The sequence below is a fragment of the Pseudomonas sp. AB39(2026) genome (assembly GCF_059831485.1).
This window is the reverse complement of record NZ_CP195212.1, coordinates 4292378-4306269: the sequence shown is the minus strand read 5'-3', so window position 1 is coordinate 4306269 and position 13892 is coordinate 4292378. Positions and strand designations below refer to the sequence as shown.

At 58.7% G+C, this 13892-nt stretch carries 14 protein-coding genes; 10 read left to right on the top strand and 4 right to left on the bottom strand.

The genetic code is table 11. From position 1 onward, the window contains the following. Positions 1 to 97: 97 nt before the first annotated feature. The gene (locus tag ACSAMW_RS19785) at positions 98 to 316 is read left to right on the top strand and encodes a bacterioferritin-associated ferredoxin (protein ID WP_500591718.1); all 219 of its coding nucleotides are present in this window, start codon (positions 98 to 100) and stop codon (positions 314 to 316) included. Positions 317 to 488: 172 nt separating this feature from the next. Beyond that, the gene (bfr, locus tag ACSAMW_RS19780) at positions 489 to 968 is read left to right on the top strand and encodes a bacterioferritin (RefSeq protein ID WP_500591717.1); all 480 of its coding nucleotides are present in this window, start codon (positions 489 to 491) and stop codon (positions 966 to 968) included. A 54-nt stretch (positions 969 to 1022) separates the two neighbouring features. Here the strand turns inward: bfr and grxD are convergent, their stop codons facing one another. Then, positions 1023 to 1364 carry a Grx4 family monothiol glutaredoxin gene (grxD, locus tag ACSAMW_RS19775; RefSeq protein ID WP_500591716.1) on the bottom strand — a complete coding sequence of 114 codons (342 nt, stop codon included), beginning with the start codon at positions 1362 to 1364 and terminating at the stop codon, positions 1023 to 1025. A 105-nt stretch (positions 1365 to 1469) separates the two neighbouring features. Continuing rightward, a complete protein-coding gene (plzR, locus tag ACSAMW_RS19770; protein WP_040261033.1) occupies positions 1470 to 1763 on the bottom strand; it encodes a PlzR type 4 pili assembly inhibitor in 294 nt (97 codons plus the stop codon). Between the two features lie 330 nt (positions 1764 to 2093). On the opposite strand from plzR, the gene argF reads away from it, so the two are divergent. Next, positions 2094 to 3014, top strand: a complete 921-nt coding sequence (gene argF / locus ACSAMW_RS19765; RefSeq protein WP_500591715.1) for an ornithine carbamoyltransferase — start codon at positions 2094 to 2096, stop codon at positions 3012 to 3014. Beyond that, entirely contained in the window at positions 3011 to 4078 is a 1068-nt protein-coding gene (locus tag ACSAMW_RS19760; protein WP_500591714.1) for an ABC transporter ATP-binding protein, read from the top strand. The genes argF and ACSAMW_RS19760 overlap by 4 nt, the downstream gene beginning before the upstream one ends. Before the next feature lie 12 nt (positions 4079 to 4090). Here ACSAMW_RS19760 and ACSAMW_RS19755 read toward each other — a convergent pair whose 3' ends face one another. After that, positions 4091 to 4888 carry a PhzF family phenazine biosynthesis protein gene (locus ACSAMW_RS19755; RefSeq protein ID WP_500591713.1) on the bottom strand — a complete coding sequence of 266 codons (798 nt, stop codon included), beginning with the start codon at positions 4886 to 4888 and terminating at the stop codon, positions 4091 to 4093. A gap of 38 nt (positions 4889 to 4926) precedes the next feature. Beyond that, positions 4927 to 5397 carry a Cys-tRNA(Pro) deacylase gene (gene ybaK / locus ACSAMW_RS19750; protein WP_500591712.1) on the bottom strand — a complete coding sequence of 157 codons (471 nt, stop codon included), beginning with the start codon at positions 5395 to 5397 and terminating at the stop codon, positions 4927 to 4929. A 297-nt stretch (positions 5398 to 5694) separates the two neighbouring features. Here ybaK and ACSAMW_RS19745 point away from each other — a divergent pair, with 297 nt between their 5' ends. The 6 genes from ACSAMW_RS19745 to aauR all read left to right on the top strand — a co-directional run bounded on the left by ACSAMW_RS19745 (position 5695) and on the right by aauR (position 13891). Next, entirely contained in the window at positions 5695 to 6558 is an 864-nt protein-coding gene (locus ACSAMW_RS19745) for an MIP/aquaporin family protein (protein WP_500591711.1), read from the top strand. A gap of 46 nt (positions 6559 to 6604) precedes the next feature. Further along, positions 6605 to 8086 (top strand): glycerol kinase GlpK, encoded by a 1482-nt coding sequence (gene glpK / locus ACSAMW_RS19740; protein ID WP_500591710.1) that lies wholly within the window; start codon positions 6605 to 6607, stop codon positions 8084 to 8086. Positions 8087 to 8165: 79 nt separating this feature from the next. Next, positions 8166 to 8924, top strand: a complete 759-nt coding sequence (locus ACSAMW_RS19735) for a DeoR/GlpR family DNA-binding transcription regulator (protein WP_500591709.1) — start codon at positions 8166 to 8168, stop codon at positions 8922 to 8924. Positions 8925 to 9091: 167 nt separating this feature from the next. Further along, the gene (gene glpD, locus ACSAMW_RS19730) at positions 9092 to 10621 is read left to right on the top strand and encodes a glycerol-3-phosphate dehydrogenase (protein WP_500591708.1); all 1530 of its coding nucleotides are present in this window, start codon (positions 9092 to 9094) and stop codon (positions 10619 to 10621) included. A gap of 148 nt (positions 10622 to 10769) precedes the next feature. Further along, positions 10770 to 12572: a sensor histidine kinase gene (locus tag ACSAMW_RS19725; RefSeq protein WP_500594086.1), complete on the top strand. Its 1803-nt coding sequence runs from the start codon at positions 10770 to 10772 to the stop codon at positions 12570 to 12572. After that, a complete protein-coding gene (aauR, locus tag ACSAMW_RS19720) occupies positions 12569 to 13891 on the top strand; it encodes a two-component response regulator AauR (protein WP_500591707.1) in 1323 nt (440 codons plus the stop codon). The genes ACSAMW_RS19725 and aauR overlap by 4 nt, the downstream gene beginning before the upstream one ends. Position 13892: the final 1 nt, after the last annotated feature.

Here is a 13892-nt window from a genome sequence, read left to right as displayed (position 1 = left end):
CGGGGGAGGCTCGTTCGCTGCCGAGGCGTTTTGACAAGCATTCTCATTAACATTAAGATCCTGGCACTCCCAGCCTTACAGCGACGGTGCCAGCGATATGTATGTTTGCCTCTGCACGGGTGTTACCGATGGTCAGATCCGTGAAGCCATCAACGAAGGTTGCTGCAGCTACCGAGAAGTGCGCCTGGCCACAGGCGTAGCCAGTCAATGCGGAAAATGTGCCTGCCTGGCCAAGGAAGTGGTGCGTGACACGCTGGCTGACATTCGTGCAGCCCAAGCTGTATCGGTCTTTCCCGTAGAGTTTACAGTGGCTTAATACCCCTCCTCTGTTGTCCACCGCGTTTCATTCGTGTTGCTATTTGGCGTTGAACGCAAACATTAGCCATTCCCGTTCACACTTGCGAATATTTGTGCTGCAAATGCCTGTTTGACAGCGCCTTTTATGGCGCGCAAACTTTCAGGCATCTGCAAAAGCACAGGCTAAAACCATGAAAGGTGACGTTAGCGTCATACAGCATCTCAACCGTGTTCTTGGCAACGAGCTGATTGCCATCAACCAGTACTTCCTTCATGCGCGCATGTACGAAGACTGGGGCCTGAACAAGCTTGGCAAGCACGAGTACGATGAATCCATCGATGAGATGAAGCACGCTGACAAACTGATCAAGCGTATTCTTTTCCTTGAAGGCATTCCCAATGTTCAAGAGTTAGGTAAGCTGCTGATCGGGGAGCACACCCGTGAAATGCTGGAGTGCGATCTCAAGCTTGAACAGAAAGGCATTATGGACTTGCGCGCCGCCATTGCCCACTGTGAAACCGTCGGCGACTACGGCAGCCGTGACCTGCTCGAGGACATTCTTGAGTCTGAAGAAGAGCACATCGACTGGCTGGAAACTCAGCTTGGCCTGATCGACAAGATCGGCATCGAGAACTACCTCCAATCCGGCATGGGCGAAGAAGACGCCTAAGCTTTGGCCATAAAAAAACCCCGCCGAGGCGGGGTTTTTTTATGAGTCACCGTATCAAGCGCCAGCTTGTGGCTCCGCGGCCTTGGTGGTCGCACCCTTGATCAAGGTTTGCAACTCGCCATTGGCGGCCATTTCGGCCACGATATCACTGCCGCCAACCAGCTCGCCTCCAACCCACAATTGGGGGAAGGTTGGCCAATTGGCGTACTTGGGAAGGTTGGCGCGGATTTCCGGATTCTGCAGAATGTCGACGTAAGCGAATTTCTCACCGCAGCCCATCACGGCCTGCACGGCCTTTGCGGAAAAACCGCATTGCGGAGCGTTTGGCGAACCTTTCATGTACAGCAAAATGGTGTTGTTGGCGATCTGGTCTTTGATGGTTTCGATGATATCCATGGGCACCTCAGGCTTGGCTACTCGACACTTGCGCGCCGATACGTAGGGCAATTGTAAAGGAAAGCCGAGTGTGGCGCTCGGTCTTCGCCCTGCCCCGACCAAGCCTTACTGCATGGCATTGCCGGAGGGAGGGCTTAACATTTCGATTTCGGTGATGGTTTCGACTTCATCCTGCGGCACATGCACACCGGTCATTTCGCCGATGATTTGCCAATGAGCATCCAGCTCCGAACTGATAGTCGCCATACGATCGATCATGTGGCGGCCCGCCTCGCGGGCGACCTTGTCTTCGCTACGCAGCAACTCGAAGGACATGGTGGTGATCGATGCCGTCAGATGGGTAAGCGTACGGGCCGTCAACCCAAGCAGCTCCATCAGTTGTTTTTCCTTCGCTTCCATTCGGGACTCCCTGTGTCGCGTGGGACACATTATCACCCACGGCAGAGCGTTGTGGAATGCCGTCACGTCAATGCAGGCCATTGGTGTGACACCCTTCAAGAAACGGACTGCGCCTGGCCCCTGCGGTTCACCTGGCCGGCGACAAATGGCGAGCAGACACATCATGAGGCGATTGGCCGTTCAAAATCTGTGACACCCATTGGTAATACGCGACATTTTTTTATACCATCGCGTCCTCTTGAACGATTCGTCGCGCTGTGCGCGGCTTTCGCCCTCTGGCCCGCTCCTTTCAGCGGGCCCCTTTCGGCATGATGCAAAAGGTAGTCATACATGAGCGCCAGGCACTTTCTCTCCTTCATGGACTTCACGCCCGATGAGCTTGTGGCGGTGATTCGCCGAGGGATCGAGCTCAAAGGCCTGCGCAATCGCGCCGTGTTGCACGAACCCCTGAAAAATCGCGTGCTGGGGATGATTTTTGAAAAGTCCTCGACCCGTACACGGCTTTCGTTCGAGGCCGGGATGATACAACTGGGCGGCCAAGCCATTTTCCTTTCTACACGGGATACCCAGCTGGGGCGCGGTGAACCGATCGAGGATGCCGCTATCGTGATGTCCAGCATGCTGGACGCGGTTATGATCCGGACCTTCGCACACTCCACGCTTACCCGCTTTGCGGCCCATTCCAATGTGCCCGTGATCAATGGCCTGTCGGACGACCTGCATCCTTGCCAGTTACTGGCCGACATGCAGACGTTTCTTGAAATGCGCGGCGCGATCCAAGGTAAAACGGTGGCGTGGGTGGGGGATGGCAACAACATGTGCAACAGCTACGTGGAAGCGGCTATCCAGTTTGGCTTCCAGTTGCGCGTAGCTTGCCCGGAAGGCTATGAGCCCGACGCCCGCTTCCTGGCCAAAGCCGGCGACCGTGTAACGCTCACGCGCGACCCACGTGAGGCCGTTCGCGGTGCGCACCTGGTCAGTACGGACGTATGGACGTCCATGGGCCAGGAAGAAGAGGCAGAGCAACGCCTGGCACGGTTCGCCCCCTTCCAGGTCACACGAGAATTGCTCGATCTGGCGGCACCGGACGTGGTATTCATGCATTGCCTGCCTGCACACCGCGGCGAGGAAATCAGCCACGACTTGCTCGAAGACCCTCGCTCGGCCGCCTGGCAGCAGGCTGAAAACCGCTTGCATGCGCAAAAGGCGCTGCTTGAGTTCCTCGTCACACCTGCCTATCGAGCCGAATGACTTCCTCTGCCCTCTTGAGCTTGAACGCGCTGGCCTGCGGCTATGCCACCCAGCGCGTTGTCCATAACCTTCACCTGCACCTGGCCCCTGGCGAAATAGGTTGCCTGCTGGGTGCTTCCGGGTGCGGTAAAACCACCACACTGCGTGCGATCGCGGGCTTTGAGCCCGTGCATGAAGGCGAGATCCAGCTGGGCGACGAGGTCATTTCCCGCCCAGGCCACACCTTGGCCCCGGAAAAGCGCCGCATTGGCATGGTGTTTCAGGACTACGCCCTGTTCCCACACCTTACCGTGGCACGCAATGTGGCCTTTGGGCTGGGCAAAGGCGTAGACGTTGCCCGTGTGGTGGCGGACATGTTGGCGCTGGTCAAGCTGCAGGGGCTGGGCGAACGCTACCCCCATGAACTGTCAGGGGGGCAGCAACAGCGGGTCGCACTTGCCCGCGCGTTGGCACCAGAACCCCGGCTGCTGCTGCTGGACGAACCTTTTTCCAACCTGGACGTAGAGCTGCGCCGTCGGCTGAGCCGTGAGGTGCGTGACATTCTCAAGGGCCGTGGCATCAGCGCCATTCTGGTCACTCACGACCAAGAGGAAGCCTTTGCCGTCAGCGACAAGGTAGGTGTCTTCCGGCAAGGCAACCTGGAACAGTGGGATACGCCCTATAATCTCTACCACCAGCCTCGCACACCCTTTGTGGCCAGCTTCATCGGCCAGGGCTATTTCATTCGCGGCGAACTCACCGGCCCGGCAACCGTACATACCGAGTTAGGCGAGCTGCAAGGGCGCCAGGCCTACCCTTGGCCAATGGGGGCCGCTGTGGACGTGCTTTTGCGCCCAGACGATATCGTGCTATCACCTGCCAGTGCACTGCGGGCTCACATTGTAGGCAAGAGCTTTCTAGGCGCCTCAACGCTCTATCAACTCCGCTTGCCCACGGGAAGCCAGGTAGAAGCCGTGTTTGCCAGCCATGCTGACTACCCCATAGGCCAGGAAGTGGGTATTGCCGTGGCCGCCGAACACCTTGTGTTGTTCGAAGCGGCTGGCAGCGTACCGGTACATCCCTAGCCTGCAGGTACATCAAGGGTCTCCAACGAGGCCTGTGAGCAACCGCCCTGACGCCATGAGCGTGGCCTGCCCGCCCACATGCACACGGTCACCCTCTAGCCGACACGCCAGGTGCCCGCCACGGCGAGAGCACTGGTAGGCACTCAAGGCGTTCTTTTTCAGGCGGCGGGCCCAGTAAGGGACCAGGCTGCAGTGTGTCGTCGCTGTAACGGCGTCCTCGGGAATGCCCAACTGCGGCGCAAAGAACCTGGAAACGAAATCCTGCTGCTCGCCACGGGCCGTGATCACCACGCCTACCCACATGAGTTTCGAAAGGGCCGTAAGGTCCGGTTTGCACCGGCGTACGGCCTGCTCGGATTCCAGCACCACAAAGAGCTCGTTGGCCCCAAGCACATCGATGACCTCGACGCCTAATGCCCGCTGTACATCCAGGCTCACGCCCTCTTCGTCAGGGTACTGGGCCAACAGGTCAAGCCACAGCCGGTCATTGTCCCGTGTCACGGTGAGCGGGCCAGCGCGGCTGACAAAAGGCAGGGTGTCATCGGCCTCGGCATAGATAAGCTGCAATACATGAGCTGCCGCCAGCGTGGCGTGGCCGCTTAGCGGCACCTCGGTGACAGGGGTGAAAGAACGGATGTGCCAGGCAGGCCCTTCTCGCACCACGAAGGCTGTTTGCGACAGGTTATGCTCGGTGGCAATCCGCTGCAGGCGCTCGTCGGCCAACCAGTGCTCCAAGCGGTACACAATAGTGGGGTTGCCACTGAACGGGCGGTCCGCGAAGGCGTCGACCTGATGGTAATCAAGATGCATTGGCCACTTCCTTTAACGGATAACAACACCCGAAACCGCTAGCTTTTTCCAATCGCTGCGAAGGTGGCATTGGTCAGCTCGGCCAGCACCGTTGCTGTCAACTCCACTTCAAGCCCACGCCTGCCCGCGCTTACGAATACGCTTTCAACCTGTTGGGCAGTACTGTCTATAAACGTGCGCAGCCGTTTTTTCTGCCCCAGCGGGCTGATGCCTCCAAGCAGGTAGCCAGTGGTTCTCTGGGCCTGTAAAGGGTCTGCCATTTCGCACTTTTTAACACCTGCGGCTTGTGCAAGCGCCTTGAGATCAAGGCTACCCGCCACAGGCACTATCGCCACTAAAAGCTCGTTTCGCTCACTGGCTGCCAGCAGGGTCTTGAATACCTGCTCAGGCTGCAGCGCCAGCTTCTCGGCGGCCTCAAGCCCATAGGAGGCCGCCTTGGGATCGTGCTCGTACGCATGGACCCGGTGGGCGGCTCGGTGCTTTTTCAACAGGTCGATGGCAGGTGTCATGTGCAGGGTTCAGCAGTAGCGTTTGGTTATGCGTAGCTTATATCCAAAATCCGCCAAGCGCTCAGGCACAGAAGCAAGAGAAATCCAGGGACGTGCTACGTTTTGCAAACCAATGGGCATGAAACGTTCGATTCCGATCTTTACAGACTCATTTTATGGTTATATTTTTTCGTTTACGAATGCAGCACAGAACCTTTTTGCGCTGCATTGTCTATTGCGTCCGTAATCACCGCCAGGTGGCCTGCACGCAGGCACAAACAGCGGCATGCTGAACAACAACAAAAAACGAGGTAGAGGATGTCACACGGTTTCAATAAACCCACGCTGTCCGGTCAATGCATGGCCGAGTTCCTGGGCGCTGCACTGTTTATCTTCTTCGGCACCGGTTGCGTTGCCGCGCTCAAGGTCGCGGGCGCTAGCCTGGGGCTATGGGAGATCAGCATTATCTGGGGTGTAGGCGTCAGCATGGCGATCTACCTCACTGCCGGTGTATCCGGTGCGCACCTTAACCCTGCAGTCAGTATTGCCCTGTGGCTGTTCGGCGACTTTGAACGCCGCAAATTGCCCTTTTACATCCTGGCACAGGTTGCTGGCACCTTCTGCGGTGCGGCCTTGGTCTACGGGCTTTACACCAACCTGTTTTTCGAATACGAACAGGCGCATCACATGGTGCGTGGCACAGCGGCGAGCCTGGAGTTGGCAGGCGTGTTTTCCACCTACCCCCACCCTGCGCTGACCGACGGCGGGGCCTTCATGGTGGAGGCCGTGATTACTGCCATCCTGATGGGCGTGATCATGGCGCTTACGGATGACAACAACGGCCTGCCTAGAGGCCCGCTTGCGCCCTTGCTTATTGGCTTGCTGATCGCTGTGATCGGTAGCGCCATGGGCCCTCTTACGGGTTTTGCCATGAACCCTGCGCGGGACTTCGGCCCCAAGCTCATGACATTCCTTGCAGGCTGGGGCGAGATAGCCTTTACCGGTGGCCGTGACCTGCCCTACTTCCTGATTCCCATTGCAGCGCCTATTCTGGGTGCCTGTTTCGGCGCGGCGAGCTATCGCCTGCTGCTGGCCCGGCACCTGCCTGTTGCCCAGGCTGCAGCCCCAGCTTGCCCCCCTGTTCAAGACACAGCCAAAGAGGCCGATGCTCGCACCTCCTGAACCTGCGAAGCCCTCGACCCGACCAACTACAATCAAGGCTACCACCATGACCGACAAGCACTACATCATTGCCCTTGACCAAGGCACCACCAGCTCCCGTGCGATCATCTTCGACCGTGATGCCAACGTGGTGTGTTCCGCCCAGCGTGAGTTCGCCCAGCACTATCCGCAGCCAGGCTGGGTAGAGCATGACCCCATGGAAATCTTCGCCACACAGAGCGCTACCATGGTAGAGGCGCTTGCCCAGGCGGGGCTCAGCCATGCCCAGGTAGCGGCCATAGGCATCACCAACCAGCGGGAAACTGTGGTGGTGTGGGATAAGAACACAGGCCGCCCTATCCACAACGCCGTGGTATGGCAGTGCCGCCGCAGTACTGAAATCTGCGAACAGCTCAAGCGTGATGGCTTCGAAGACTATATCCGTGAAACCACGGGGCTGGTGATTGACCCATACTTTTCCGGCACCAAGGTGAAATGGATTCTTGACCATGTAGAGGGCAGCCGTGAGCGCGCCCGCCGTGGCGAACTGCTGTTCGGCACCGTGGATACCTGGCTGATCTGGAAATTCACAGGTGGCAAGGTACACGTTACCGACTACACCAACGCCTCGCGTACCTTGATGTTCAACATCCATACCCTGCAATGGGACAAGCGCATGCTGGAGGTGCTGGATATTCCGGAGCAGATGCTGCCTGAAGTGCGGTCCTCCTCGGAAGTGTACGGCCAGACCAAAAGCGGAATCGACATTGCGGGCATCGCGGGTGACCAGCAAGCAGCGCTCTTTGGGCAGATGTGCGTGAACCCAGGCGAAGCCAAGAATACCTACGGCACGGGCTGCTTCTTGCTGATGAACACCGGCAGCAAGGCCGTAACGTCCAACCATGGGCTGCTGACAACATTGGCGTGTGGCCCTCGTGGCGACGTGGCCTATGCCTTGGAAGGCGCGGTATTCAACGGCGGCTCCACTGTCCAATGGCTGCGTGACGAATTGAAAGTGGTCAACGATGCCCTGGATACCGAATATTTCGCTACCAAGGTCAAGGACAGCAATGGCGTATACCTTGTGCCGGCCTTCACCGGGCTAGGCGCGCCCTATTGGGACCCTTATGCCCGTGGCGCATTGTTCGGCCTGACCCGTGGCGTGAAAGTGGACCACATCATCCGTGCCGCACTGGAATCCATCGCCTATCAGACCCGCGACGTGCTGGATGCCATGCAACAGGATGCGGGCGCCCGCTTGAACGCCTTGCGGGTGGACGGCGGCGCAGTGGCCAACAACTTCCTTATGCAGTTCCAGGCCGACATTCTTGGCACGCCAGTGGAGCGCCCACAGATGCGCGAGACCACTGCATTGGGTGCCGCTTACCTGGCCGGGCTGGCGTCGGGCTTCTGGGGCAGCCTCGACGAATTGCGTAACAAGGCCGTTATCGAGCGCACATTCGAACCCCAGATCGACGAAGCCCAGCGCACGGCCTCCTACAAGGGTTGGCAGCGTGCCGTGGAACGCACGCGCGGCTGGTCGGAGTAAGGCCTCTCCCCCACAGGCTGGATAAGGGGGGGACGCTACGGCATCATGGGAGCACTCTGTTAAAGCAACAAGGACCTCCATGAACCTGCCCCCCCGTCAGCAGCAGATCCTCGACTTGGTGCGAGAGCGTGGCTACGTCAGCATCGAAGAGATGGCCCAGCTGTTCGTGGTCACGCCTCAAACCATCCGTCGGGACATCAATCAGCTTGCCGAAGGCGGCCTGCTGCGCCGCTACCATGGCGGTGCTGCCTACGACTCCAGTATCGAAAATACGGCCTACGCCATGCGTGCCGACCAGATGCGTGATGAAAAGCAACGCATTGCCGAAGCTGTAGCCGCACAAGTCCCAGACCACGCCTCCCTGTTCATCAATATCGGCACTACGACTGAATCCATCGCGCGCGCCTTGTTGGGCCACAACCAGCTCAAGGTCATTACCAACAATATCCATGTGGCGTCGATTCTCAGCGGCAAGGAGGATTTCGAAGTGCTGCTCGCGGGCGGGACGGTTCGCCGGGATGGCGGCGTGGTGGGTCAGGCCTGTGTAGACTTCATCAGTCAATTCAAGGTGGACTACGCCTTGGTTGGCATCAGTGGCATTGATGAAGAAGACGGCAGCCTGCTGGACTTCGACTACCAGGAAGTACGTGTTTCCCAAGCGATCATCGCCAATGCCCGCCAAGTCATTCTGGCGGCAGATTCCAGCAAATTCGGTCGCAACGCCATGGTACGCCTTGGGCCGATCAGCTTGATCGATTGCCTAGTGACCGACGGCGCACCCTCTATGGCGCTGTCCGATCACCTGAACAAGCACAAGGTCCGGGTTGAAGTCGTATAACCACACGCCCGCGCATTGGTTCCACGCATTTTCATAATTGTTCTTTTTCGCCAACCCTATGAAGATTTTCAATCATAGTGCGCTGGCGGCTGGGCGCTTTATAGGCTACGATTTTCGAAAATGAACATTTGATGTTCGGATTAATTTCGAATCAGCCTGGAGGCACCATGACCGAGACCGCACATACGCCCGACCACCTGTACGACGTTGCGGTCATCGGCGGTGGCATCAATGGTGTTGGAATCGCTGCCGATGCTGCTGGCAGAGGGCTTTCGGTATTCCTTTGTGAAAAGGACGACCTGGCCAGCCATACCTCTTCGGCCAGCAGCAAACTTATCCATGGTGGGCTGCGCTACCTGGAACACTACGAGTTCCGTCTGGTAAAGGAAGCGCTTGCCGAGCGGGAAGTGCTGTTGGCAAAGGCCCCGCACATCGTGAAGCCCATGCGCTTTGTGCTTCCCCATCAACCGCACCTGCGCCCTGCCTGGATGATCCGTGCAGGGCTGTTTCTCTATGACCACTTGGGCAAACGCGAAAAATTGCCGGGCTCTCGCAGCCTGCGCTTTGGTCCGCGCAACCCCTTAAAGGCAGACTTCAAGCGCGGTTTTGAGTACTCCGACTGCTGGGTAGACGACGCCCGCCTGGTGGCGCTCAATGCCATTTCCGCTCGCGAGAGCGGAGCCCACGTAAAAACCCGAACCCGCTGCGTCAATGCGCAGCGCGTGGGCGGTGTGTGGGATGTGCAATTGGAAGGCCCTGAGGGTCAGCTCTACAGCATTCGTGCCAAGGCCTTGGTAAACGCGGCCGGCCCATGGGTTGCACGGTTCATTCGTGAAGACTTGAAACTGGCTTCACCCTATGGCATACGCCTTATTCAAGGCAGCCACCTGATTGTGCCGCGCCTGTACGAAGGCGATCACGCTTACATTCTGCAGAACACCGACCAACGGATCGTGTTTGCCATTCCTTACTTGGACAACTTCACCATCATTGGCACAACTGATCGTGAATATACAGGTGACCCTTCCAAAGTCACGATTACCGACCAGGAAACGGACTACATCCTTAACGTGGTGAATAACCACTTCAAGCATCAGCTCAGCCGTGAGGACATTCTGCGCACCTACTCGGGTGTGCGCCCCCTGTGTAATGACGAATCGGATAATCCTTCTGCCATTACCCGGGACTACACGCTGGCCCTCACCCAGGAACAGGGCCAGGCGCCGCTGCTCTCGGTCTTTGGAGGCAAGCTCACGACCTATCGCAAGCTGGCCGAGTCCGCCATGGGCCAGCTCAAGCCATTTTTCCCCAACATGGGTGCCAGCTGGACAGCCAGCAAGCCACTGCCAGGGGGCGAGCGCATGACAACGCCACAGCAACTGGCTGCGGACCTGGTCGCCAAAGCGCCCTGGTTGCCGACCGCCGTGGCCGCCCGCTGGTCAATCACCTATGGCAGCCGCAGTTTCATCCTGCTCGAAGGCTGCCAGCGCCTGGCCGATCTGGGCCAGTACTTTGGTGGAGGCCTTTATGCCCGTGAAGTGGATTACCTGGTCAAGGCAGAATGGGCACGTACCGCTGAAGACATTCTGTGGCGCCGCACTAAACTGGGCCTGTTCATTGATGAAGAGGGCCAGCAGGCCCTGGCTGCCCACTTGGCTCAGGCTGTTACCAGCGAGGGCGGTACCCGCGCTGCTTGATGGACCCTCTGGCATGCTCAGGCGTGTCACTGTTGGCGAGTATGGGCGGCTGTGATGAAATGGCTGCCCACTTGCCAACCCTCGATTCCTCCTTCTTGTGAATCTACCCTACCTTCGCCGCTGGGCCCTGCTTGCCCTTGCCGTGCTCATGCTTGGCACCTTCGGCCTGGCCGGGTATCGGCTGAGCGAAACCCTTGGCCTGCGCACCCAAGCCGATACCGGCGCGCGACAGCTGGCGCTCCATGCGCGGGCGGTCGAAAGCGAACTCGACAAGTTTACTTACCTGCCTAGCCTGCTTGAGCTGGAACAGAGCGTGCTGAATGTGCTCAACGCGCCACGTCAAAACGAGACAGATACTGTCAACCGCTACCTGGCAGGCCTGCAAGTGCGTAGCGGCAGCCGGGCAATCTTTGTCATGGACCTTCAGGGTCGCGTGGTTGCCAGCAGCAATTGGCAGGCTGCCGACAGTTTCATGGGCGAGAACCTGTCCTTCAGGCCGTATTTCAAAGACGCCGTACAGGGCCGCCCTGGCCGTTACTACGGGGTGGGCACCACCACAGGGGAACCTGGGTACTTTATTGCCCATGGGCTGGTGGAGCACGGCAAAATCGTTGGTGTGGCCGTGGTCAAAGCGCGTCTGGACGCGTTGGAAGCACGTTGGCAGCGGGCTCGGCTAGAGGCATTCGTCACCGACGAAAATGGCATCATTATCTTGTCCAGCGACACAACCCGGCGGTTGAAATCCATTGCCCCCCTGGATGCTGCGCACCGTGAACAACTGGCTCGCAGCCTGCAATATTACGCCGCCCCCTTGAGCGAGCTGCGCCCTTTAGAGCGTGAGCGGCTCAGTGAAGGCGTAGAGCGCCTTACTTTGAGCCAGCACGACACCGAGGGCCGTACATGGCCGGCCCGCTATATCGCCCAAAGCCTGCCGATTACAGACACACGCTGGCGCATGACCCTGCTTACCCCCCTCAAAGACCAACGCCGTGAAGCCATTATTCACGGTGTACTGGCCGCTGCCGCTGTGGCCTTGCTGGCCATACTGCTGATCGCACTTAACGAGCGGCGCAAGGTGGTTGCCGCTCGCCTGGCTGCTCGAGAAGCACTAGAGGCAGCAAACAGCTTGCTGGAAAAGCGTATCGCCGAACGCACCCAAGACCTTCGCAACAGCAATGAGCGCCTTGAGGGGCAGATTCGAGAGCGTCGCCAGGCTGAGCAAACCTTGCGCAAAGCCCAGGATGAATTGGTCAGGGCAGGCAAGCTGGCCGCCATTGGGCAGATGTCCACCAGCATCGCTCATGAACTCAACCAGCCGCTGGCCGCACTGCGGACCCTGTCGGGCAACACCGTACGCTTTCTTGAGCGCGGGCGCCTTGACGTTGCCAGCACCAACTTGAACACAATCTGCGAACTGGTGGATCGCCTTGGCCGTATTATCGCCAGCCTTCGCGCATTTGCCCGAGGAACCGATCACAGCGGCGAAGCAGACGTGAGCGAAGCGGTTGCAACCGCGCGCAGCGTGCTCGCGCATCGGCTGGAAGGCTCCCCGATTACACTAGCATGTGACGTGGTACCGGCGCGGGTAGCCATCGAACCTACACGGCTGGAACAAATCCTTATCAACCTTATGGCCAATGCTCTGGATGCCCTTGTTGGTGCTCCCCAGCCCCGTATCCATGTAACGGGCCAACGCTCAGGCCAGCACTATCACGTTCAGGTAAGCGATAACGGGCCGGGGATCGATCCCCAGCGCCGTGGGCAGGTGTTCGAAGCCTTCTTTACCACCAAGCCGCTTGAACAAGGGCTTGGCCTGGGGCTTACACTGTCGGCACAATTGGCCGCCGCTGCCAATGGTCAGTTACGCCTGGATACACACACCACGCAAGGCGCCACCTTTACCCTGACCCTGCCCGTGTGTGCAGGGCCTGATACGAGTAACCTGCCTTGACCACTGCGCTGACTGTATTGATCGTCGAAGACGACCCGCATGTGATGCTTGGGTGCCAGCAAGCCTTGGGGCTCGAAGACATTGCCAGCGAAGGCGTGGCCACTGCTGAGCTGGCCCTGCAGCGTATCAGCCAAGGCTTTGCTGGCATTGTCGTCAGTGATATTCGCCTGCCTGGCATCGACGGTTTGCAACTGCTGCGCCAGCTAAAAGACATCGACCCGGCGCTGCCTGTGATGCTGATTACGGGCCATGGTGATGTGGCGCTGGCGGTGAGCGCCATGCGCCAGGGTGCTTACGACTTCATGGAAAAACCCTTTTCGCCAGAGCGCTTGGTCGAAGCCGTAAGGCGGGCGCTGGAGCAACGCCGGTTGACCCTTCAGGTATCGGCCTTGCAGCGTCAGTTACAGCATCGCGAAGCACTTCACGAGCGCCTGATCGGCCATTCCGCGGCAATGCAGGCCCTGCGCGCAGCCATCGCCAATGTGGCAGATACACCCGCCAACGTGTTGATTACCGGTGAAACAGGCACTGGCAAGGAGTTGGTTGCCCGTTGCCTGCACGACTACAGCCGGCGGCTGCCTCACGCCTTTGTGGCACTCAACTGCGGTGGGCTATCGGACCCGCTGTTTGACAGCGAAATCTTTGGCCGTGAAGCCAGCAGCGGTTCACAACGTGTGGGCAAGCTGGAGCATGCCCATGAGGGCACTCTGTTTCTGGATGAGATTGAAGCGCTGCCTGCAGCCCTCCAGATAAAAATGCTACGCGTACTGCAAGAACGTACGCTGGAGCGGCTTGGGTCCAACCAGCCTGTAGCTGTAGATATCCGTGTGATTGCAGCGACCAAGGCCGACATGGCCCACGGCGCTCATGAAACGTACCTTCGCAGTGATTTCTTTTACCGCCTCAACGTGGTCACGCTAGAGCTGCCACCCCTGCGTAGCCGCCGCGAAGACATCCCGGTGCTGTTCGAGCATTTTCTGCAACAGGCCGCGCTGCGCTTCGACAGGGAAGCCCAGTCGCTTGACGATGTGACACGCTCACGCCTGATGACTCATACGTGGCCAGGCAACGTTCGAGAGCTGCGCAATGTCGCTGAACGCTTTGCCTTGGGCATGCCTGCCTTCCGACAAGATGACGCTCAAAACACGGGGCTGCGCTTTGCCGAGGCCGTAGAAGCCTTCGAACGCAGCCTTTTACAGCATGCGCTGGCCCGCAATGGGGGCAACCTGAGCCAGGCCAGCCAGGAACTGGGCATGGCCAAGACCACCCTGTTCGACAGGGTAAAGAAATACCGTCTTACAGACCCAAGCGTTAAGTAAC